Genomic DNA, 22080 nt, shown 5'->3' with positions numbered 1-22080 from the left:
TCTCCGTCACCGCAATCAGAACGTGAAATTCTTCAGCGCGTCGGGCATGCCCTGCGCCATCGCCGCCTGCTCCTTCGCGTTGTAGGTCTGCGAATCCCACAGCTCGAAGTGACTACCCATTCCCAACAACATGACTTCCTTTTCCAGTCCGGCTGCCATGCGCAGCTCGGGCGATACAAGAATCCGGCCCGCGCTGTCGAGATCGACGTCCATCGCATTGCCGAGAAAAATTCGCCGCCACCAGTGCGCGTCCATCGGCAGCGCGGCGATCTTGGCGCGGAACACTTCCCATTCGGGGCGCGGAAACAGCAACAGGCAGCCGTCCGGGTGCTTGGTCACAGTCACCCGTCCTTCTGCCTGTCCTTGCAGCGCTTCGCGATAGCGAGCCGGCACCGACATCCGCCCTTTCGCATCGAGCGTCAGCGCCGACGCCCCTTGGAACACTTTCCGCTCTCCCGTTCAGGGCACCGAAGTACCCGACCAATGCTGAGAATTTAGCCGGAATAGCCCGCCAAATCACACAAAAATACACTTTCTCACACTGTCTCCCACTTTAGAGGAAGGGTGTGGCACGGTCAAGGGAGCGGCCCGCTTTTTTGACGAATTTTGTTAGTTAGAACAAGGACTTACGCGCACATGCTCATGCGCCCCCTCATTCCAAAAACCGTTATAAATGAATGAGCTAGTGCAACATGTGAAGGTGATACATGAGAAAGGCGGGCCAGACGGGCGTGCGGACGGGGCTTTCGGGGGCGGGAAAACGTGGAATAAACGGGCGGTATCGGAGGCGGTGAGCCGGGGCGACGTCATGCGTCGCCCGGCGCAAATCTCAGAGATAGTATGCAGTGCTCGTCATGACTTTCGACGCGGCACGCATCAGCATCCGCGCAGGCAGCGGCAGTTCGATTCCGCCGGCGTCGGTCGCGGCCTTGCCGTGCTTCACCTCGTCGATGCGCATCTGGTCGACGATCGCGCGCGATGCCGTATCGGTCGCCGGCAGTTCCGACATATGACCTTCCAGGTGACTCTCGACCTGCCGCTCCGTCTCGGCCATGAAACCGAGGCTGACCTTGTCGCCAAGCGTGCCGGCCGCCACGCCGATCGCGAGCGCGCCGGCATACCACAGCGGGTTCAGCAGGCTAGGACGCGAATCGAGCTCTTTCAGGCGGTGCGCGGTCCACGCGAGGTGGTCCTCCTCCTCACGCGCGGCCTCCTCGAACATCGCCTTCGCAGACGCCGTGCGCGCGGTGAGTTTCTGCGCCTGGTAGAGCGCCTGCGCGCAGACTTCGCCGACGTGGTTCACGCGCATCAGCCCTGCGGCATGCGTACGCTCCGCGGGCGTCAGCTCGACGTCCGGCGCGGCGGCCGGCGCGGGCACCGGCCGGCTCATCCGGCTAATGCCGGTCAGCGATCGCAGGCCGCGATCGAATTCGCTGATCAGTTCATCCAACACCATCCTGTTCTCCTGGCTGCATGTGCCGCCGCGAGCGGCGAGAGCACGAGTCCGCTGCGTAACCGACTTGATTATTCAGCGGAAATTGCGGTTAACCCGTGATTTTAACCATTGTTGCATAAAGGAAACATGGCGACCTTGAGCTGCGGCATTTCGCTTTGTGGCAAAAAACGGTTTTGCTACATTACGTGCGACTTCTTGCGAAGTTGATGGGGCCCGTCAACAGAACATAACTATCCGCCCCGCCAAAAAAATTCAGTGATTCTTGGAGATCCGTTAATGAAAAAGTCGCTTCTCGCGCTCGTCGCGCTGGGCGCGTTCGCTGGCGCTGCTCATGCGCAAAGCAGCGTGACGCTTTACGGCATCATCGATGAAGGCCTGCTCTTCAACAACAACGCGGGCGGCAAGCACCTGTACAGCATGGCCAGCGGCGTGATGCAAGGCAGCCGCTTCGGCCTGCGCGGCACCGAAGACCTCGGTGGCGGCCTGAAGGCGATCTTCACCCTCGAAAACGGTTTCGACGTGAACAGCGGCAAGCTCGGTCAGGGCGGCCTGATGTTCGGCCGTCAGGCTTACGTCGGCCTGTCGAGCCAGTACGGCACGGTCACGCTGGGTCGTCAGTACGACTCCGTCGTCGACTTCGTCGGCCCGCTCGAGGCAGGCGACCAGTGGGGCGGCTACATCGCCGCTCACCCGGGCGACCTCGACAACTTCAACAACGCCTATCGCGTAAACAACGCGGTCAAGTTCACGAGCCCATCGTACGGCGGCCTCACGTTCGGCGGCTTGTACAGCTTCGGCGGTCAGGCAGGCCAGTTCTCGAAGAACCAGGTCTGGTCGCTCGGCGCAGGCTACAACAACGGCCCGCTGGTCCTGGGTGTCGGCTACTTGAACGCACGCACGCCGGGCAACTTCGGCGGCATGTTCAACAACGGCTCGACGGCTGCGACGACGGCAGTATCGTCGCCGGTCTACGGCGCATACGCGAACAACGCGAACACGTACCAGGTCATCGGTGCAGGCGGCGCTTACACGTTCGGCGCGGCGACGATCGGCGCGACGTACTCGAACACGAAGTTCAAGGGCTTCTCGGTCGGTCCGTTCGTGAACCAGACCGCGACGTTCAACAACGGCGAAATCAACTTCAAGTATCAGTTGACCCCGGCGCTGATTCTCGGCGCAGCGTACGACTACACGCAAGGCAGCAAGATCGACGGCAACTCGGCAGCCAAGTACCACCAGGGCTCGCTGGGCGTCGACTACTTCCTGTCGAAGCGCACCGACGTCTACGTGATCGGCGTGTACCAGCACGCATCGGGCAACGTGCTCGACGCGAAAGGCAATGTCGTTCAGGCAACGGCAGCGATCAACGGTCTCGCAGGTTCGAGCACCAGCAACCAGGTCGCAGCACGCGTCGGCATCCGTCACAAGTTCTAATCAGCTTGCCTGACAAGCCGCAGCATATTGAAGGCGCCTTCGGGCGCCTTTTTCTTTGCCGGCGATGAAAACGGAAGCGGCGTGCCGGACGATCTCGGTGCGATTCACGACCATCTGCATGGTCCTGCGGCAAAGCATACGCAAATGCCGGGCGCTGCCAACGCATGCGCCGAAATGCCGTGCCATCCGACCTCGGCGCTCCCGCCGGCCACTCGACCGAATCGTCCCGGCCGGAGGGAGTCCCCTTCGTCGGACGCCTGTTGCGCGCGGTTGGATCCGGCGGCGTCGAATTTCGCGCCCACGCGGCGCAGCAAATAAAAAACCCGGCACACAGCCGGGCTTTCGCGGTCGATTTCGACGTTACGCGCGTCCGTCGCGCAGTTCGCGCCGCAGAATCTTGCCGACGTTCGTTTTCGGCAACTCCGTGCGGAACTCGACCAGTTTCGGCCGCTTGTAACCGGTGAGCCGCTCCTTGCAGTAGGCGAGGATGTCCTTGTCGGTGAGCGCCGGGTCCTTCTTCACGATGAACAGTTTCACCGCTTCGCCGGAATGCTCGTCCGGAACGCCGACCGCCGCCACCTCGAACACGCCCGGATGCGACGCCACCACGTCCTCGACTTCGTTCGGATACACGTTGAAGCCGGACACGAGAATCATGTCCTTCTTCCGGTCGACGATCTTCACGTAACCGCGCGCATCCATCACGCCGACGTCGCCCGTCTTGAAGAAGCCGTCCGGGAACATGACCTTCTCGGTCTCGTCCGGCCGGTTCCAGTAGCCGGCCATCACCTGCGGCCCACGGATGCAGATCTCGCCGGGCTCGCCGAGCGCGACGTCGTTGCCGGCGTCGTCGCGAATCGCCACTTCGGTCGACGGCAGAGGCAAGCCAATCGTCCCGCTGTATTCGGTCGCCGTCACCGGGTTGCAGGTCGCCACCGGCGACGTCTCGGACAGACCGTATCCTTCGATGATCGCGGTATGGGTCTTTTCATACCAGCGCTTCGCGACGCCCTCCTGGATCGCCATGCCGCCGCCGTTGGCGATCACGAGCTTCGACAGGTCGAGCTGACTGAATTCGGGATGGTTCAGCAGTGCGTTGTACAGCGTATTGACGGCCGGAATCGTCGAGATCTGGTAGCCCTTCAGTTCCTTGATCATCCCGCCGATGTCGCGCGGGTTCGGGATCAGGATGCCCATCCCGCCCGTGCGCATCGTCAGGAAACCGCAGACGGTCAGGGCGAACACGTGATACAGCGGCAGCGCGACAACCGTCACGAACTGTTTCACCTCCGGGTACTTCTCATGAGCCGGATGGTGCCAGGCGCCGGCCTGCAGCACGTTCGACACGATGTTCCGGTGCAGCAGCGTCGCACCCTTCGCGACGCCGGTCGTACCGCCCGTGTATTGCAGGAACGCGGCGTCGTCGGGGCCGATCTTCTGCGGCTTGAACGCCTGCCGCGCGCCTTCCGACAACGCTGCCTTGAAGCGCGTGAACGACGGCAACTGCCACGCAGGCACCATCTTCTTCACGTTGCGCACGACGTAATTGACGAGCCATCCCTTGATGCCCAGCAAGTCGCCCATCGACGCGACGACGACATGCTTGACGGCCGTATTCGCAATGACTGCCTGCAGCGTCGACGCGAAATTCTCGAGGATGACGATCGCCTCGGCGCCGCTGTCCTTCAACTGATGTTCGAGCTCGCGCGGCGTGTAGAGCGGATTGACGTTGACGACGGTATAGCCGGCGCGCAGTACCGCGGCGATTGTCACCGGGTACTGCAGCACGTTCGGCATCATGATCGCGACGCGCGCACCGCGCGCGAGACCACGGGATTGCAGCCACGCGCCGAACTGGCGCGACAGCTTGTCGAGTTCGCCGTACGTGATGCCCTTGCCCATGCAGACGAACGCCGTGCGGTCGCGATACAGCCGGAAGCTTTCGTCGAGGAGGTCCGGGACAGACGGATAAGGAGACGCATCAATTTCGGCTGGAACGCCGGGCGGGTACGATTTCAGCCAAATTTTTTCCATACTGCGCGTCTCCTCACAGATTTTCGAATGGTCGTGCTAAAACGCATCGTAACGGCTCGCCCGTCCCGAGACAACAGGGTTAGATGTCCACTTCGAACTTTCGCGGAAAATCGTCTGATCATACGGGAATATTCGATCAAACTCGCTCAACCTCCACAAGACAGTCGTAAAACGTCGCCGAATTGCCGAGATCGGTCAGCGCCTGGCTCGTTACTTCGTTTGCGTTCCTGCCGTCCGGCGACAGCTTCTTCCACCAGATCGACAACCCGACAACGAGCCCTGCACGTGCGCGATCGGTAATTCTCGCGAGCGCCTGCATCGATCCGCGGTCGTTGAAGATGCGTACGATGTCGCCCTCCGAGATGCCGCGCGCATCGGCGTCGGCCGGGTGCATGTCGAGATGCGGCTCGCCTTCCGTAGTGCGCAGGCTGTCGACGTTCACGAACGTGCTGTTCAGGAAGTGGCGGGCCGGCGGCGAAATCATCGCGAGCGGATAGCGTGCGGCGAGCTCGGGTGCGGCCTCGGCCGACTCGAACGGCGGCAGGTAGTCGGGAATGGGGTCCATGCCCATCTGCTCGAGTCGCGGGCTGTAGAACTCGCACTTGCCGGACGGCGTGCGGAAACCGCCATTCGCGAACGGCGCGTCCGGCAGCTTCAACTTCAGCCAGCCTTCCCGTTTCAGCGTGTCCCAGTCGCTGTCGAGCGCCGGATCGTCCCACCGGAGCGCCGCGCGCGCGACCTCTTCGTCGCTGTGATAAAGCGCGGGCTCGTCGAGCCCCATGCTGCGCGCGATGCCGCGAAAGATCTCCGTGTTCGGCCGCGCGTCCCCGACCGGCGGAATCGACGGCAGGTTTGCCATCACATAGGTGTGGCCGTACGATTTGTGGACGTCCAGGTGCTCCAGCTGCGTGGTCGCCGGCAGCACAATGTCGGCGAAATCGACGGTATCCGTCTTGAAATGTTCGAGAACGACCGTGAACAGATCGTCGCGCGCAAACCCTGCGGCAACCTTGGAGGAATCCGGCGCGACTGCCACCGGATTCGAGTTGTACACGATCACCGCCTCGACCTTCGGCCCGAACGTTGCATCACCCGTGTGCAACAGCGCATCGCCGATCGCGTTCATGTTGATGATGCGCGGCAGCTTGTGCGGCCAACCCGGCATCAGATCCGGGCGCAGCAGCGCCTGCTGGTTGACCGGTGCGGATTCCGACGACGAGAGCAACAGCCCGCCAGCCCGATCCCGCCAGGCCCCTGTCAGCGCCGGCAGGCTCGCAATCGCGCGCACGGCGTTGCCACCGCCGCGGACGCGCTGCATGCCGTAGTTGAGGCGAATCGACGCCTTGCGAGTTGCGCCGTAACGACGCGCAAGGTCGATCAGCTCCGACGCATCGATACCGCAGATCTGCGCGACGCGTTCCGGCGGATAGGACATCGCCCGCGCCTTGAGTGCGTCGAAGCCGAACGTATGGCTGGCGATGTAGTCGTGATCGAGCAGGTCTTCGGTAATCAGTACGTGCATCATGCCGAGCGCAAATGCGCCGTCGGTACCCGGCTTCAACGCGATGTGCTGATGGCATTTCTCCGCTGTCAGCGAACGATACGGGTCGATCGCGACAAGACGGGCGCCACGGCGCTTCGCTTCCTGCGCGCGTGTCCAGAAGTGCAGGCTCGACGCGATCGGGTTCGCGCCCCATATCAGAATGAGTTCGCTTTCCTCGAAATGCTCGAGGTGCATGCCGAGGCTACCGCCATACGTGTAACGCAGCCCCGCTGCACCGGCCGCCGAACAGATCGCGCGCTCGAGCCTCGATGCGCCGAGCTTGTGGAAGAACCGCTGGGCGATGCCCTCGCCCTGCACAAGCCCCATCGTCCCCGCGTAGCTGTACGGCACGATCGCTTCCGGCCCGCGCGCGGCGATTTCACCGAGGCGGCGGCCGATCTCGTCGAACGCGTCGCTCCAGCTAATCGGCACGAAGTGCCCTTCCCCCTTCGCGCCGACACGCTTGAGCGGAACCGTGAGGCGATCGGGATGATGAACCCGATCGGCATACCGGCTGACCTTCGTGCACAACACGCCCTGCGTCGGCGGATGGTCGGGATCGCCCGTGACCTTGATCGCCTTGCCGTTTTCGACGGTCACACGCATGGCGCACGTGTCCGGACAATCGTGCGGGCAAACGGCCCGGGCTACCTGTGTGGCGGCGTTCATCGTTTTGAATGCAGAGATGGGGATTCGCAAATTTTACGTGGGCACGCCAGATAACGCGCTTGTTTCGTACGGATCCTGGGTTATTTAGTCGAAGAGCGATTGCGGGAGCCGAAGGGCCTTAGTGGCTATGCGCACCGTTCGCGGAAGGAGAACTGTGCCTCCTGCTTTGAATTCGACGTGGACGGTGGAAAATTGATCACGTCCGACCGTGCCTGTCGATACGTGAGGTGGAGGGAGTTGTGCCTTTGATCGAAGATGCAACCAATAAGCCGATGAACCGCTAAAGATATCAGCTATTGACAGAATGCGGCACTGCCATCGGGCACGTAGGGAGGGACGACTTGGACGCCATCGGCGCTCCGGCTCTGGCCCCGACTGCGGTGCCGTTGCTTGGCCGCCCGGCATTTTGGCCGCGCCAATGCAAAAACCCCCGCCTGGTTGGCGGGGGTTTCTGGCTAAGGGAGCCTGACGATTACCTACTTTCACACGGGAATCCGCACTATCATCGGCGTAGAGTCGTTTCACGGTCCTGTTCGGGATGGGAAGGGGTGGGACCGACTCGCTATGGTCATCAGGCAAAGGGGGTTGTTGCGTTGCTTCGCAGCGCAACCAATCTTGGAAGAAGCAGTAATCTTGAGTTGTGAGCTGTATCTCACACGTACGCGGTACTTCAACCGCAGTACGTCGAGTGCCTCGCACTCGACGTTCGACATTCGTAAGCGCTGAAGCGCTAACGACTGTCGAAACAGACTTGTTATAGGATCAAGCCTTACGGGCAATTAGTATCAGTTAGCTGAACGCATTACTGCGCTTACACACCTGACCTATCAACGTCCTGGTCTCGAACGACCCTTCAAGGGGATCTAGTCCCCAGGGATATCTCATCTTAAGGCGAGTTTCCCGCTTAGATGCTTTCAGCGGTTATCTCTTCCGAACATAGCTACCCGGCGATGCCACTGGCGTGACAACCGGTACACCAGAGGTTCGTCCACTCCGGTCCTCTCGTACTAGGAGCAGCCCCCTTCAAATATCCAACGCCCACGGCAGATAGGGACCAAACTGTCTCACGACGTTTTAAACCCAGCTCACGTACCTCTTTAAATGGCGAACAGCCATACCCTTGGGACCGGCTACAGCCCCAGGATGAGATGAGCCGACATCGAGGTGCCAAACACCGCCGTCGATATGAACTCTTGGGCGGTATCAGCCTGTTATCCCCAGAGTACCTTTTATCCGTTGAGCGATGGCCCTTCCATACAGAACCACCGGATCACTATGACCTGCTTTCGCACCTGCTCGACTTGTCGGTCTCGCAGTTAAGCACGCTTATGCCATTGCACTATCAGCACGATTTCCGACCGTACCTAGCGTACCTTCGTACTCCTCCGTTACGCTTTGGGAGGAGACCGCCCCAGTCAAACTGCCTACCATGCACTGTCCCCGACCCGGATCACGGGCCAAGGTTAGAACCTCAAACAAACCAGGGTGGTATTTCAAGGACGGCTCCACCGAAACTAGCGTTCCGGTTTCATAGCCTCCCACCTATCCTACACAGATCGGTTCAAAGTCCAATGCAAAGCTACAGTAAAGGTTCATGGGGTCTTTCCGTCTAGCCGCGGGTAGATTGCATCATCACAAACACTTCAACTTCGCTGAGTCTCGGGAGGAGACAGTGTGGCCATCGTTACGCCATTCGTGCAGGTCGGAACTTACCCGACAAGGAATTTCGCTACCTTAGGACCGTTATAGTTACGGCCGCCGTTTACCGGGACTTCAATCAAGAGCTTGCACCCCATCATTTAATCTTCCGGCACCGGGCAGGCGTCACACCCTATACGTCCACTTTCGTGTTTGCAGAGTGCTGTGTTTTTATTAAACAGTCGCAGCCACCAGTTTATTGCAACCCCTTCACCCTCTGCGCGCAGGCGCATCAAGCTACAAGGGCGTACCTTATCCCGAAGTTACGGTACCAATTTGCCGAGTTCCTTCTCCCGAGTTCTCTCAAGCGCCTTAGAATACTCATCTCGCCCACCTGTGTCGGTTTGCGGTACGGTCATCGTTAGACTGAAGCTTAGAGGCTTTTCTTGGAACCACTTCCAATTGCTTCGCTCCCTAAGGAGCTCGCGCCACACCCTTGAATCCTGCGCCCGGATTTGCCTAAGCGCCTTCTCCAATGCAGCGACCGGGACTTCCAACACCCGGACAACCTTCCGCGATCCGTCCCCCCATCGCATCTAACAATGGTGCAGGAATATTGACCTGCTTCCCATCAGCTACGCATTTCTGCCTCGCCTTAGGGGCCGACTCACCCTACGCCGATGAACGTTGCGTAGGAAACCTTGGGCTTACGGCGAGGGGGCCTTTCACCCCCTTTATCGCTACTCATGTCAGCATTCGCACTTCCGATACCTCCAGCACGCTTTTCAACGCACCTTCGCAGGCTTACGGAACGCTCTCCTACCATGCGAGCAAAGCTCGCATCCGCAGCTTCGGTATATAGCTTAGCCCCGTTACATCTTCCGCGCAGGACGACTCGATCAGTGAGCTATTACGCTTTCTTTAAAGGGTGGCTGCTTCTAAGCCAACCTCCTGACTGTTTTAGCCTTCCCACTTCGTTTCCCACTTAGCTATATTTGGGGACCTTAGCTGGCGGTCTGGGTTGTTTCCCTCTTGACACCGGACGTTAGCACCCGATGTCTGTCTCCCGTGATTGCACTCTTCGGTATTCGGAGTTTGCTATGGCGGGGTAATCTGCAATAGACCCCCCAACCATGACAGTGCTCTACCCCCGAAGGTGAGACACGAGGCACTACCTAAATAGTTTTCGGAGAGAACCAGCTATTTCCAAGTTTGTTTAGCCTTTCACCCCTATCCACAGCTCATCCCCTAACTTTTCAACGTTAGTGGGTTCGGACCTCCAGTACGTGTTACCGCACCTTCATCCTGGCCATGGATAGATCACTTGGTTTCGGGTCTACGCCCAGCAACTGAACGCCCTATTCGGACTCGCTTTCGCTACGCCTGCCCTATACGGTTAAGCTTGCTACTGAACGTAAGTCGCTGACCCATTATACAAAAGGTACGCCGTCACCCCTTACGAGGCTCCGACTGTTTGTATGCATGCGGTTTCAGGATCTATTTCACTCCCCTCCCGGGGTTCTTTTCGCCTTTCCCTCACGGTACTGGTTCACTATCGGTCGATCACGAGTATTTAGCCTTGGAGGATGGTCCCCCCATCTTCAGACAGGATTTCACGTGTCCCGCCCTACTTGTCGCACACCTAGTTCTTTCATACTGTTTTCGCCTACAGGGCTATCACCTGCTATGGCCGCACTTTCCAGAGCGTTCGGCTAACAATACAAATAAAGAGTGCAAGGCTCATCCCATTTCGCTCGCCACTACTTTGGGAATCTCGGTTGATTTCTTTTCCTGCGGTTACTTAGATGTTTCAGTTCACCGCGTTCGCTTCACATGGCCTATGTATTCAGCCATGGATACTCCAAAAGGAGTGGGTTTCCCCATTCGGACATCTACGGATCAAAGCTCGTTTGCCAGCTCCCCGTAGCTTTTCGCAGGCTACCGCGTCCTTCATCGCCTGTGATCGCCAAGGCATCCACCACATGCACTTGTTCGCTTGACCCTATAACGAGTCTGTCTCTCGACAGTCGTTACAGGTTGAGTTCTCGCGTTGTGCCGTATTCCAATTGAGCCGAACAATGAAGTTCGAATCATCTTGAGATACATCGATACAATCACAACCCGGATAGTTTTCACGTCCATCTCAAGACGCTTCCGCTATCCAAATTACTTGCTTCTTCCAGATTGTTAAAGAACGACAGCCGATATGGTGTTACTCATATCACTCTGACTGGCTCAATCGCCAATGGCAAATGCTCGTCTCACACGTCACTTTCGTGTGATCCAAACGCTTCCCATTGAAGATTGGTGGAGGCAGACGGGATCGAACCGACGACCCCCTGCTTGCAAAGCAGGTGCTCTCCCAGCTGAGCTATGCCCCCATGTATACAGAGACCTCAGGTACCCACATACCGCCAGACAATGGTGGGTCTGGTTGGATTCGAACCAACGACCCCCGCCTTATCAAGACGGTGCTCTAACCGACTGAGCTACAGACCCCTGAGTCTGTCTTTAATTTACAGCCGATAAGCGTGAGCGCTCAACTTTGCGAGATAGCTCTGGAAAGGAGGTGATCCAGCCGCACCTTCCGATACGGCTACCTTGTTACGACTTCACCCCAGTCATGAATCCTACCGTGGTGACCGTCCTCCTTGCGGTTAGACTAGCCACTTCTGGTAAAACCCACTCCCATGGTGTGACGGGCGGTGTGTACAAGACCCGGGAACGTATTCACCGCGGCATGCTGATCCGCGATTACTAGCGATTCCAGCTTCATGCACTCGAGTTGCAGAGTGCAATCCGGACTACGATCGGTTTTCTGGGATTAGCTCCCCCTCGCGGGTTGGCAACCCTCTGTTCCGACCATTGTATGACGTGTGAAGCCCTACCCATAAGGGCCATGAGGACTTGACGTCATCCCCACCTTCCTCCGGTTTGTCACCGGCAGTCTCCTTAGAGTGCTCTTGCGTAGCAACTAAGGACAAGGGTTGCGCTCGTTGCGGGACTTAACCCAACATCTCACGACACGAGCTGACGACAGCCATGCAGCACCTGTGCGCCGGTTCTCTTTCGAGCACTCCCGCCTCTCAGCAGGATTCCGACCATGTCAAGGGTAGGTAAGGTTTTTCGCGTTGCATCGAATTAATCCACATCATCCACCGCTTGTGCGGGTCCCCGTCAATTCCTTTGAGTTTTAATCTTGCGACCGTACTCCCCAGGCGGTCAACTTCACGCGTTAGCTACGTTACTAAGGAAATGAATCCCCAACAACTAGTTGACATCGTTTAGGGCGTGGACTACCAGGGTATCTAATCCTGTTTGCTCCCCACGCTTTCGTGCATGAGCGTCAGTATTGGCCCAGGGGGCTGCCTTCGCCATCGGTATTCCTCCACATCTCTACGCATTTCACTGCTACACGTGGAATTCTACCCCCCTCTGCCATACTCTAGCCTGCCAGTCACCAATGCAGTTCCCAGGTTGAGCCCGGGGATTTCACATCGGTCTTAGCAAACCGCCTGCGCACGCTTTACGCCCAGTAATTCCGATTAACGCTCGCACCCTACGTATTACCGCGGCTGCTGGCACGTAGTTAGCCGGTGCTTATTCTTCCGGTACCGTCATCCCCCGGCTATATTAGAACCAAGGATTTCTTTCCGGACAAAAGTGCTTTACAACCCGAAGGCCTTCTTCACACACGCGGCATTGCTGGATCAGGCTTTCGCCCATTGTCCAAAATTCCCCACTGCTGCCTCCCGTAGGAGTCTGGGCCGTGTCTCAGTCCCAGTGTGGCTGGTCGTCCTCTCAGACCAGCTACTGATCGTCGCCTTGGTAGGCCTTTACCCCACCAACTAGCTAATCAGCCATCGGCCAACCCTATAGCGCGAGGCCCGAAGGTCCCCCGCTTTCATCCGTAGATCGTATGCGGTATTAATCCGGCTTTCGCCGGGCTATCCCCCACTACAGGACATGTTCCGATGTATTACTCACCCGTTCGCCACTCGCCACCAGGTGCAAGCACCCGTGCTGCCGTTCGACTTGCATGTGTAAGGCATGCCGCCAGCGTTCAATCTGAGCCAGGATCAAACTCTTCAGTTTAAACCTGTTACTGTTTTCGGTTCTTTCGAACCGGTCGCTCACTCAAAGCTGACAGGAATATGAATCACTTCATAAACCTGACTTACTTTAGTGTGAGACTCTTGATACTTTCGCTATCTGATCCGAGGATCAGCTCGCTTCCATCAAGCGCCCACACTTATCGGCTGTTAATTTTTAAAGAGCATTTCTGCGAGAAACTTCGTGTTTCTCAGCAGCGCTGCGTTTTCAGCAGCAGAGAAGCGAGATTATGAACCGTGTTTCGCAGCTCGTCAACAACTTTTTAACTGCTTCGTTGCGACTGCGGGGTCCATCTTCCTGCGCCAGCCGTGCGCCCAACCTGCTGCACACCGCCGACTTCGCTTCCCCTCTCCCGCGCCGCGTTTCCGTTAGCGCGAAAGAGGCGTGATTCTATGCACTCGCCCCCGTCTCCGCAAGCCCCTTTGTGAAATTATTTTGAAAAAGCCGCCGTGCGCTATCGCGCACGGTGGCTTGGGGCTCGACGGGTCTGGCGACCGCGCTGCAACCAGCGCCAACCAGTCGCAAGACACCTGCCGCGGCGCAGCCCACTCAGCGGTTCTTGAACTCGGGCTTCCGTTTCTCGACGAATGCCGCCATCCCTTCCTTCTGGTCCTCAGTCGCAAACAGCGAATGGAACAGCCGGCGCTCGAAGTGGACACCCTCTGCCAGCGTCGTCTCGTACGCGCGATTCACCGACTCCTTGACCATCATGACCGCCGGCAGCGAGAACTCGGCAATCGTCGCCGCGGCCGCAATCGCCTCGTCGAGCAGCTTGTCGGCCGGCAGCACGCGCGACACGAGCCCGGCTCGCTCCGCTTCGGCGGCGTCCATGAAGCGCGCGGTCAGGCACATGTCCATAGCCTTCGCCTTCGATACCGCGCGCGGCAGACGCTGCGTGCCGCCCGCGCCCGGCATGATGCCCAGCTTGATCTCCGGCTGGCCGAACTTGGCCGTGTCCGCCGCGAAGACGATGTCGCACATCATCGCGAGCTCGCAACCGCCGCCCAGCGCAAAGCCCGACACCGCGGCAATGATCGGCTTGCGGATCTGACGGACCGTCTCCCAGTTGCGCGTGATGTAGTCACCCCGGTAAACATCCATATAGGAATAGGTCGCCATCATGCCGATGTCCGCGCCGGCTGCGAACGCCTTCTCGCTCCCCGTCACGACGATCGCGCCGATGCCGTCGTCCGCATCGAACGCCTTCAGCGCATCGCCCAACTCATCCATCAACGCATCGTTCAGCGCGTTCAGCGCCTTCGGACGGTTCAGCGTAACCAGCCCGACACGCCCCCGGGTCTCCGCCAGGATGTTCTCGTAAGCCATCTATTTCTCCTCGATCAATGAAATGAGAAACGCCTCGCACATGCGAATAGTTTGATGCTAACATTCTCCGACCAACCGGTCGGTTAATTAATCGATCCAACCCCTCTCATCGTCCATCAGGCCGCCGCCATGACCCATGCACTGTTCACGAAGCACGAAGACACGTTGAAGCACGCACTCGCCGCCATCGAGAGCCGCGGGTACTGGAGCCCGTTCGCCGAAATGCCGAGTCCCAAAGTGTACGGGGAAAGCGCGAACGCAGACGGCGAAGCAGCTTTCAAGTCGCACCTCGACAAGACGTTCGCGCTCGACCAGCCGGCGTCCGGCGAAACGGTCGGCGCGGAGCGATCGCCGTACGGCATCGCACTGGGCATCCGGTATCCGAAGTCGACGCCCGACGCACTGATCGCCGCCGCAGCCGCCGCGCAACGCGCGTGGCGCGAAGCCGGCCCCAGCGCCTGGATCGGCGTCAGCCTCGAAATCCTCGCGCGCCTGAACCGCGCGAGCTTCGAGATCGCCTACAGCGTGATGCACACCACGGGGCAGGCATTCATGATGGCGTTCCAGGCCGGCGGCCCGCACGCGCAGGATCGTGCGCTCGAGGCTGTCGCCTATGCATGGGACGAACTGCGCCGCATCCCGGCCGATGCGCACTGGGAAAAGCCGCAAGGCAAGAACCCGCCGCTCGCGATGCACAAGCGCTACACGATCGTCCCGCGCGGCACGGGGCTCGTGCTCGGCTGCTGCACGTTCCCGACCTGGAACGGCTACCCGGGCCTGTTCGCCGATCTGGCAACCGGTAACACCGTAATCGTCAAACCACATCCGGGTGCGATCCTGCCGCTCGCGATCACGGTCCGGATCGCCCGCGACGTGCTGCGCGAAGCCGGGTTCGATCCGAACGTCGTCACGCTCCTTGCGACCGAGCCCAACGACGGCGCCCTCGTTCAGGACATCGCGCTGCGCCCCGAGATCAAGCTGATCGACTTCACGGGCAGCACGCAGAACGGCACGTGGCTCGAACGCCATGCCCACCAGGCACAGGTCTACACCGAGAAGGCCGGCGTCAACCAGATCGTGATCGACTCGACCGACGACCTGAAGGCCGCAGCCAAGAACATCGCGTTCTCGCTGGCGCTATACTCCGGCCAGATGTGCACGGCGCCGCAGAACATCTATGTGCCGCGCGACGGCATCCAGACGGCGGACGGCCATGCGAGCTTCGACGAAGTCGCGCAAGCCATCGCGGTTGCCGTGCAAAAACTCACCGGAGACCCGGCACGCTCGGTCGAACTGATCGGCGCAATTCAGAACGACGGCGTGACCGCACGTATCGACGACGCCCGCCAGCTCGGCCGCGTACTCGCCGACAGCGTGGCCCTTCAGCACCCCGCGTTCCCCGATGCCCGCGTGCGCACACCGCTCGTGCTGCAACTCGACGTGACCGATCGCGAGAAATTCACGCAGGAGTGGTTCGGCCCGATCTCGTTCGTGATCGCGACCGACTCGACCGCGCAGTCGCTCGATCTCGCCGGTGAAATCGCGGCGGAACATGGCGCGCTGACCCTCTCCGTCTACAGCACCGACGACGCAATCGTCGACGCCGCCCACGACGCAGCGGTGCGCGGCGGTGTCGCGCTGTCGATCAATCTGACGGGCGGCGTGTTCGTCAACCAGTCGGCCGCGTTCTCCGATTTCCACGGCACGGGAGCCAACCCGGCTGCCAACGCGGCGCTGGCCGACCCGGCGTTCGTCGCCAACCGGTTCCGCGTGGTGCAAAGCCGCGTCCATGTTGCCCCGAAGGCGGTACCCGCGGAAGCTGGCCAAACGGCATAACCCGAATGGCGGACGTGCAAACGCCGCCACGTTCTCTACCATGAACGAATCCGCCACCCGGCGGGTTCGTTGCTCATCGATACGCCCATGACAGACGCCTACATCTGCGACGCGATTCGCACCCCCATCGGCCGCTACGGCGGTGCCCTGAAAGATGTCCGTGCCGATGATCTCGGCGCGGTGCCGCTCAAGGCGCTGATCGAGCGCAATCGCCACGTCAACTGGACGGCGATCGACGACGTGATCTACGGCTGCGCGAACCAGGCCGGCGAAGACAACCGCAACGTCGCGCGCATGTCGGCGCTGCTCGCGGGCCTGCCGACCGCCGTGCCGGGTACGACGCTGAACCGGCTGTGCGGCTCCGGGATGGACGCGGTCGGCACGGCCGCGCGCGCGATCAAGTCGGGCGAAGCGCGCCTGATGATCGCCGGCGGCGTCGAGAGCATGACGCGCGCGCCGTTCGTGATGGGCAAGGCCGCGAGCGCGTTCGCACGCCAGGCCGACATCTACGATACGACGATCGGCTGGCGCTTCGTCAATCCGCTGATGAAACAGCTTCACGGCGTCGATTCGATGCCGGAGACGGCCGAGAACGTCGCGGTCGACTACAACATCAGCCGTGCCGACCAGGACCTGTTCGCGCTGCGCAGCCAGCAAAAGGCCGCGCGTGCGCAGCAGGACGGCACGCTCGCCGAGGAAATCGTCGCCGTCACGATTGCGCAGAAGAAGGGCGATCCGGTGGTCGTGTCGCGCGACGAACATCCGCGCGAAACGTCGCTCGAAGCACTCGCGAAGCTGAAGGGCGTCGTGCGCCCGGACGGCTCTGTAACGGCCGGCAATGCATCGGGCGTCAACGACGGCGCGTGCGCGCTGCTGCTCGCCAATGCACAGGCAGCCGATCAGTATGGCCTGCGCCGCCGCGCGCGCGTCATCGGCATGGCGACGGCAGGCGTCGAGCCGCGCGTGATGGGCATCGGCCCCGCGCCGGCCACGCAGAAACTGCTGCGCCAGCTCGGCATGACCATCGACCAGTTCGACGTGATCGAGTTGAACGAGGCGTTTGCGTCGCAGGGTCTCGCGGTACTGCGCATGCTCGGCGTCGCCGACGACGATCCGCGCGTGAACCCGAACGGCGGCGCGATCGCACTCGGTCATCCGCTCGGTGCATCGGGAGCCCGGCTCGTGACCACTGCGCTCCATCAACTCGAGCGTACGGGCGGCCGCTTTGCGCTCTGTACGATGTGCATCGGCGTCGGACAGGGCATCGCACTCGCGATCGAACGCGTGTAACCGATGCGTCGCGCGCCTATAACGAAGTCATGAAGGAGACACTGCATGTCCTATCAGGCGATTCAGCTGGATATCGATCAGGCCGCGCGCGTGGCCACGATCACCCTCAACCGCCCCGACAAGCTGAACAGCTTCACGCGGGCGATGCATCGCGAACTGCAGTCGGCTCTCGATGAAGTCGAAGCGGCCGGCGCACGCGCGCTGATTCTGACGGGTGCGGGGCGCGGCTTCTGCGCGGGCCAGGACCTCGCCGACCTCGACTTCACGCCCGGCGCGTCCACCGACCTCGGCACGCTGATCGACGAGCATTTCAATCCGCTGATCCGCCGCCTGCAGCGTCTGCCGCTGCCGGTGATCGCCGCCGTCAACGGCACGGCGGCCGGCGCCGGCGCGAATCTCGCGCTCGCATGCGATCTCGTGTTCGCCGCCCGCTCGAGCAGTTTCATCCAGGCCTTCGTCAAGATCGGGCTCGTACCCGATTCAGGCGGCACGTGGTTCCTGCCGCAACGCGTCGGCATGGCACGTGCGCTGGGGCTCGCGCTGACCGGCGACAAGCTTGGCGCCGAACAGGCCGAACAGTGGGGCCTGATCTGGCGTGCGGTCGACGACGACGCACTCGCCGCATCAGCCCGCCAGCTCGCAACCCAGCTCGCGCAGCAGCCGACGCTCGCGATCGCATCGATCAAGCAATCGATGCGCGACAGCGTCACGAACACGCTCGACCAGCAGCTCGACCTGGAACGCGACATGCAGCGCAAGCTGGGCCAGTCGCACGACTACGCGGAAGGCGTGCAGGCATTCATCGAGAAGCGCGCACCGCGCTTCGAGGGACGTTGACATGACGGACGCCACCGCCACACTCGATCCCGATTCGCTCGCCCGCGCCACCGCGCAGGCGATGTACGACGCCGACGCATGCAGCCGCGCGTTCGGCATGGAAATCGCTGAAGTACGCGCGGGCTACGCACGCCTGCAGATGCGCGTGCGGCCAGAGTTCCTGAACGGACATCAGACCTGCCACGGCGGGATCATCTTCACGCTCGCCGATTCGACGTTCGCGTTCGCGTGCAACTCGTACAACCTGAATACGGTCGCTGCCGGCTGCTCGATCGAATTCCTGCGCCCCGTGCACGGCAACGACGTGCTGACGGCCGAGGCGATCGAACAGGCGCGCGCCGGCCGCCACGGCATCTACGACATCCGCGTCACGAACCAGACAGGCGAAACGGTCGCGATGTTTCGCGGCAAATCCGCCCAGATCAAGGGCACGGTCATACCGGAAGACCGCTGACGTCAACGGCTCGCACATAACAAACACTGGAGACATGCATGACTACCCCGCTACCGCTCGAGCCGATCGAGACCGCCTCACGCGACGAGCTGACCGCGCTGCAGCTCGAACGCCTCAAGTGGTCGCTCCGGCATGCGTATGACCACTCTCCCGTCTATCGTCGCAAATTCGACGACGCGGGCGTGCATCCCGACGACCTGAAAACGCTCGCCGACCTGTCACGCTTCCCGTTCACGACGAAAGGCGACCTGCGTGACAGTTACCCGTTCGGGATGTTCGCCGTGCCGCAGGACCAGATCTCGCGCATCCACGCATCATCGGGCACGACCGGCAAGCCGACGGTCGTCGGCTATACGGCCGGCGACATCGACACGTGGGCGAATCTCGTCGCGCGCTCGATCCGCGCCGCCGGCGCACGTCGCGGCGACAAGGTACACGTCAGCTACGGGTACGGCTTGTTCACCGGCGGGCTCGGCGCGCACTACGGCGCCGAACGTGCGGGATTGACCGTGATCCCGTTCGGCGGCGGCCAGACCGAGAAGCAGGTACAACTGATCCAGGATTTCCGGCCCGACATCATCATGGTGACGCCGAGCTACATGTTGTCGATCGCCGACGAAATCGAGCGCCAGGGCCTCGATCCCGTGCAAAGCTCGCTGCGCATCGGCATCTTCGGCGCGGAGCCATGGACCAACGACATGCGCGTCGCGATCGAGCAGCGGATGGGCATCGACGCGGTCGACATCTACGGGCTGTCCGAAGTGATGGGCCCCGGCGTCGCGTCCGAATGCGTCGAGACCAAGGACGGCCCGACCATCTGGGAAGATCACTTCTATCCGGAAATCATCGATCCGGAAACCGGCGAAGTGCTGCCGGACGGCGAATTCGGCGAGCTCGTGTTCACGTCGCTGACGAAGGAGGCGCTGCCGATCATCCGCTACCGGACACGCGACCTCACGCGCCTGTTACCCGGCACCGCTCGCACGATGCGCCGGATGGAAAAGATCACCGGCCGCTCGGACGACATGATGATCGTGCGTGGCGTCAACGTGTTCCCGACGCAAATCGAGGAACAGTTGCTCAAGCAGCGCGCGCTCGCACCGCACTATCAGATCGTACTGACGAAGGAAGGCCCGCTCGACGTGCTGACGCTCAGCGTCGAGCCCTGTCCCGACACTGCTCCGGATACGGCGGCGATCCACGCGGCGAAACAAGCGCTCGCGCATGACATCAAGTCGCTGATCGGCGTGACTGCCGTGATCAACGTGCTGCCCGTGAACGGAATCGAGCGCTCGGTCGGCAAGGCACGCCGCGTCGTCGACAAGCGCAAGGGCTGACGGCAGACGCTGCGCGTGCGTCGCGCGCAGAGGCAATCCCGTTGCGCAACAAACGAAACAGCCCGATCGGCCAACGCCAATCGGGCTATTTATTGTGTTCCACGACGTCGTTCAACGCGACAGGCGCATCACACGAACTGAAACCACACGGGTACACCGCTCTCGAACCGACGCACTCCACGCGCACCGTCGCGCCCACGAATACCCCGCCTCATGCGCGGGCGGCTCCCGAGAAGCCGATGCCGCCTCACGTCACGAATTCGGGAACAGCAGCCACATCCGGCCGACCTGCTTCATCCGGCCGGCCTGGTCGCCTGCGTCGTCGCCGAGTCCCCAGAAATAGTCGGCCCGCACGCCGCCCTTGATCGCGGAGCCCGTATCCTGCGCGAACACGAGCCGGTTCATCGGCGTATTCGTCAGCGGACGCGTGGTCTGCAGGAACACGGGCGTGCCGAGCGGGATCGACGACGGATCGACCGCGATCGAACGCTCCGCCGTCAGCGGCACGCCGAGCGCGCCGATCGGGCCGTCCGCGCCGCCGTGCGGCGCGTCCTCCTTGATCGGCATGTCGCGGAAGAACACGAACCGCGGATTCGTGTCGAGCAACGCGTCGACACGGTTCGGATTCGCCTTCGCCCACGCCTTGATACCCTGCATCGTCGCCTGTGCGGGCGCCAGCTCGCCGCGATCGAGCAACCACTTGCCGATCGAGCGGTACGGCTGGTTGTTGGTGCCGCCGAAGCCGACCCGCATCACCGAACCATCGTCGAGCAGCACGCGCCCCGAGCCCTGCACCTGCAGGAAGAACGCCTCGATCGGATCGTCGACCCACACGAGTTCGTTGCCGTTCAGGATGCCCGCACGCTCGAGCTGCGCGCGCGCAGGCAGCGCGGCGCCCGCGCGATAACCGGCCGGCCAGCGATAGAGCGCGTATTGATACGGGCCGCGGCGCACGCGCGAACCATGCAGCAGCGGCTCGTAATAGCCGGTCACGAGCCCGTCGAGCGTCCCGTCGGTATTCGCGAGCTGGAACGGCGTGAAATACGTTTCGAAGAAAGTGCGTGCGCTGCCGACATCGAGCTCGTCGAGCCGGTCGGCGGCCGCACAAGCGCGCTGCCAGGCCGGCTGACGCGCGAGCCGCGCGCAGTTTTGCCGCAGCGCGGCCGTCGCGCCGAGCAGCGAATCGTCCTGCCAGCCCGGCACCTGCTGCCACGCAACCGGCGTGAGCCGCTTCGCGGCAACCTGCCCCGGCACGATCGCCGCGCCGGTCGGCGGCTTGAGCGCAGACGTTCGCGTCGGCGCGCCGCCGCACGCGGCAAGCAGCGCCGCCGCCGCGGCCGCCGCAACCCAGCCGGCCAGCCGGGGCCCAAACCACATACAATGTCCGTTCTTGATGGAAACCGCCATGTCAGATTTTCTCGACCAATATCCGATGCTCATCTTCGCGCTCGAAGCCTTCGTAGCGCTTGCCCTGCTGATCTTCATCGTCGTGTGGACGTCGTCGGGCAGAAAGAAGCACGCCCGCAACAACGATCGCCAGCCGCGCTGACGCGCTCCGCGCGCTCAATGCAGCGTGCGCGGCATGTGCAGTGCAAACTCGTCGACCGGCGCCTCGAAACGCTCGCCGTCCTCCGCCACGCAGAAGTACGCGCCGCGCATCGTACCGACCGGCGTCGCGATCACGGCCCAGCTCGTGTATTCGAACTGCTCGCCCGGCTGCAGCAGCGGCTGGTGCCCGACGACGCCGAGCCCCTTCACTTCCTGCACGTGGCTCTCGCTGTCCGTGATGATCCAGTGACGCGCGATCAGCTGCGCCGCGACCTGCCCCGTGTTGCGGATCGTCAGCGTGTACGCGAATGCGTATTGACGGCGATCGGGGTCGGATTGTTCCGGCAAGTAGCTGGTTTTCACCGAAACGGTGAACTGATACTGACTCATGGTGTTTCCACTGGAGGGTGACTGTCCGTGCCGGCATGGGCGACGGGGCCGCGGACGCGCCGCTTTGGTTCGGCATTCTGCTTGATGCGGAATCGGGCCGCAACCGCACGGCCTGCCGCCGCGAGCCGGCCGCCGGGCGGTAGAATGTCGGTTTTGCGCCGCAACGTCCCCGCTC

At 61.5% G+C, this 22080-nt stretch carries 14 protein-coding genes, 2 tRNA genes and 3 rRNA genes; 7 read left to right on the top strand and 12 right to left on the bottom strand.

Going from position 1 to position 22080, the window contains the following annotated elements; all coding sequences use genetic code 11:
* Nucleotides 1-15: 15 nt before the first annotated feature.
* Together mraZ and coq7 are read right to left on the bottom strand one after the other, a co-directional pair.
* A complete protein-coding gene (gene mraZ, locus FPJ27_RS21630) occupies nt 16-444 on the bottom strand; it encodes a division/cell wall cluster transcriptional repressor MraZ (RefSeq protein WP_006487094.1) in 429 nt (142 codons plus the stop codon).
* Nucleotides 445-829: 385 nt separating this feature from the next.
* Nucleotides 830-1456, bottom strand: coding sequence for a 2-polyprenyl-3-methyl-6-methoxy-1,4-benzoquinone monooxygenase (coq7, locus tag FPJ27_RS21625; RefSeq protein WP_034182629.1), 627 nt, complete (start codon nt 1454-1456; stop codon nt 830-832).
* A gap of 276 nt (nt 1457-1732) precedes the next feature.
* Here coq7 and FPJ27_RS21620 point away from each other — a divergent pair, with 276 nt between their 5' ends.
* Nucleotides 1733-2890, top strand: coding sequence for a porin (locus tag FPJ27_RS21620; RefSeq protein ID WP_072436398.1), 1158 nt, complete (start codon nt 1733-1735; stop codon nt 2888-2890).
* Between the two features lie 360 nt (nt 2891-3250).
* Here FPJ27_RS21620 and FPJ27_RS21615 read toward each other — a convergent pair whose 3' ends face one another.
* From FPJ27_RS21615 to FPJ27_RS21580, 8 genes are all read right to left on the bottom strand, one after another.
* Entirely contained in the window at nt 3251-4924 is a 1674-nt protein-coding gene (locus FPJ27_RS21615) for a long-chain fatty acid--CoA ligase (RefSeq protein ID WP_204425687.1), read from the bottom strand.
* 136 nt (nt 4925-5060) lie between these two features.
* Nucleotides 5061-7136 (bottom strand): molybdopterin oxidoreductase family protein, encoded by a 2076-nt coding sequence (locus tag FPJ27_RS21610; RefSeq protein ID WP_204425685.1) that lies wholly within the window; start codon nt 7134-7136, stop codon nt 5061-5063.
* Nucleotides 7137-7599: 463 nt separating this feature from the next.
* Nucleotides 7600-7712, bottom strand: a 5S ribosomal RNA gene (rrf, locus tag FPJ27_RS21605).
* Nucleotides 7713-7894: 182 nt separating this feature from the next.
* Nucleotides 7895-10776, bottom strand: a 23S ribosomal RNA gene (locus FPJ27_RS21600).
* A gap of 303 nt (nt 10777-11079) precedes the next feature.
* Nucleotides 11080-11155: transfer RNA gene (locus tag FPJ27_RS21595), tRNA-Ala, on the bottom strand.
* A gap of 41 nt (nt 11156-11196) precedes the next feature.
* A tRNA-Ile gene (locus FPJ27_RS21590) sits at nt 11197-11273 on the bottom strand.
* Nucleotides 11274-11336: 63 nt separating this feature from the next.
* Nucleotides 11337-12869, bottom strand: a 16S ribosomal RNA gene (locus FPJ27_RS21585).
* The 16S, 23S and 5S rRNA genes sit together here with 2 tRNA genes alongside, the layout of an rRNA operon.
* A 567-nt stretch (nt 12870-13436) precedes the next feature.
* Nucleotides 13437-14213, bottom strand: coding sequence for an enoyl-CoA hydratase (locus FPJ27_RS21580; protein WP_072443055.1), 777 nt, complete (start codon nt 14211-14213; stop codon nt 13437-13439).
* A 129-nt stretch (nt 14214-14342) separates the two neighbouring features.
* Here FPJ27_RS21580 and paaN point away from each other — a divergent pair, with 129 nt between their 5' ends.
* From paaN to paaK, 5 genes are all read left to right on the top strand, one after another.
* Nucleotides 14343-16049 (top strand): phenylacetic acid degradation protein PaaN, encoded by a 1707-nt coding sequence (gene paaN, locus FPJ27_RS21575; RefSeq protein ID WP_204425683.1) that lies wholly within the window; start codon nt 14343-14345, stop codon nt 16047-16049.
* Nucleotides 16050-16136: 87 nt separating this feature from the next.
* Complete coding sequence (pcaF, locus tag FPJ27_RS21570) at nt 16137-17339, top strand: 3-oxoadipyl-CoA thiolase (RefSeq protein WP_204425675.1); 1203 nt, start codon at nt 16137-16139, stop codon at nt 17337-17339.
* Between the two features lie 45 nt (nt 17340-17384).
* Nucleotides 17385-18176, top strand: a complete 792-nt coding sequence (gene paaG, locus FPJ27_RS21565) for a 2-(1,2-epoxy-1,2-dihydrophenyl)acetyl-CoA isomerase PaaG (RefSeq protein ID WP_204425666.1) — start codon at nt 17385-17387, stop codon at nt 18174-18176.
* A gap of 1 nt (nt 18177) precedes the next feature.
* Entirely contained in the window at nt 18178-18630 is a 453-nt protein-coding gene (gene paaI, locus FPJ27_RS21560) for a hydroxyphenylacetyl-CoA thioesterase PaaI (protein WP_204425664.1), read from the top strand.
* 38 nt (nt 18631-18668) lie between these two features.
* Nucleotides 18669-19967, top strand: coding sequence for a phenylacetate--CoA ligase PaaK (gene paaK / locus FPJ27_RS21555; protein ID WP_204425662.1), 1299 nt, complete (start codon nt 18669-18671; stop codon nt 19965-19967).
* A 252-nt stretch (nt 19968-20219) separates the two neighbouring features.
* Here paaK and FPJ27_RS21550 read toward each other — a convergent pair whose 3' ends face one another.
* Nucleotides 20220-21344 carry an MltA domain-containing protein gene (locus tag FPJ27_RS21550; RefSeq protein ID WP_239483366.1) on the bottom strand — a complete coding sequence of 375 codons (1125 nt, stop codon included), beginning with the start codon at nt 21342-21344 and terminating at the stop codon, nt 20220-20222.
* 28 nt (nt 21345-21372) lie between these two features.
* Here FPJ27_RS21550 and FPJ27_RS36605 point away from each other — a divergent pair, with 28 nt between their 5' ends.
* Nucleotides 21373-21516 carry a hypothetical protein gene (locus FPJ27_RS36605; protein WP_014898203.1) on the top strand — a complete coding sequence of 48 codons (144 nt, stop codon included), beginning with the start codon at nt 21373-21375 and terminating at the stop codon, nt 21514-21516.
* Nucleotides 21517-21530: 14 nt separating this feature from the next.
* Here the strand turns inward: FPJ27_RS36605 and apaG are convergent, their stop codons facing one another.
* Entirely contained in the window at nt 21531-21905 is a 375-nt protein-coding gene (apaG, locus tag FPJ27_RS21545; RefSeq protein ID WP_083534227.1) for a Co2+/Mg2+ efflux protein ApaG, read from the bottom strand.
* Between the last annotated feature and the right edge of the window lie 175 nt (nt 21906-22080).

Source organism: Burkholderia sp. MS455 (assembly GCF_016899445.1).
Classification (GTDB): domain Bacteria; phylum Pseudomonadota; class Gammaproteobacteria; order Burkholderiales; family Burkholderiaceae; genus Burkholderia; species Burkholderia pyrrocinia_C.
Note: the sequence above shows the minus strand (reverse complement) of the source record. Positions and strands in the feature narration are given on the sequence as shown.

Coding starts and splice junctions, on each gene's coding strand:
- FPJ27_RS21610 (WP_204425685.1), bottom strand. CDS start 7,136: ATGAACGCCGCCACACAGGTAGCCCGGGCCGTTTGCCCGCACGATTGT.
- pcaF (WP_204425675.1), top strand. CDS start 16,137: ATGACAGACGCCTACATCTGCGACGCGATTCGCACCCCCATCGGCCGC.
- FPJ27_RS21615 (WP_204425687.1), bottom strand. CDS start 4,924: ATGGAAAAAATTTGGCTGAAATCGTACCCGCCCGGCGTTCCAGCCGAA.
- paaN (WP_204425683.1), top strand. CDS start 14,343: ATGACCCATGCACTGTTCACGAAGCACGAAGACACGTTGAAGCACGCA.
- paaG (WP_204425666.1), top strand. CDS start 17,385: ATGTCCTATCAGGCGATTCAGCTGGATATCGATCAGGCCGCGCGCGTG.
- FPJ27_RS21550 (WP_239483366.1), bottom strand. CDS start 21,344: ATGTGGTTTGGGCCCCGGCTGGCCGGCTGGGTTGCGGCGGCCGCGGCG.
- apaG (WP_083534227.1), bottom strand. CDS start 21,905: ATGAGTCAGTATCAGTTCACCGTTTCGGTGAAAACCAGCTACTTGCCG.
- FPJ27_RS36605 (WP_014898203.1), top strand. CDS start 21,373: ATGTCAGATTTTCTCGACCAATATCCGATGCTCATCTTCGCGCTCGAA.
- paaI (WP_204425664.1), top strand. CDS start 18,178: ATGACGGACGCCACCGCCACACTCGATCCCGATTCGCTCGCCCGCGCC.
- FPJ27_RS21620 (WP_072436398.1), top strand. CDS start 1,733: ATGAAAAAGTCGCTTCTCGCGCTCGTCGCGCTGGGCGCGTTCGCTGGC.
- coq7 (WP_034182629.1), bottom strand. CDS start 1,456: ATGGTGTTGGATGAACTGATCAGCGAATTCGATCGCGGCCTGCGATCG.
- paaK (WP_204425662.1), top strand. CDS start 18,669: ATGACTACCCCGCTACCGCTCGAGCCGATCGAGACCGCCTCACGCGAC.
- FPJ27_RS21580 (WP_072443055.1), bottom strand. CDS start 14,213: ATGGCTTACGAGAACATCCTGGCGGAGACCCGGGGGCGTGTCGGGCTG.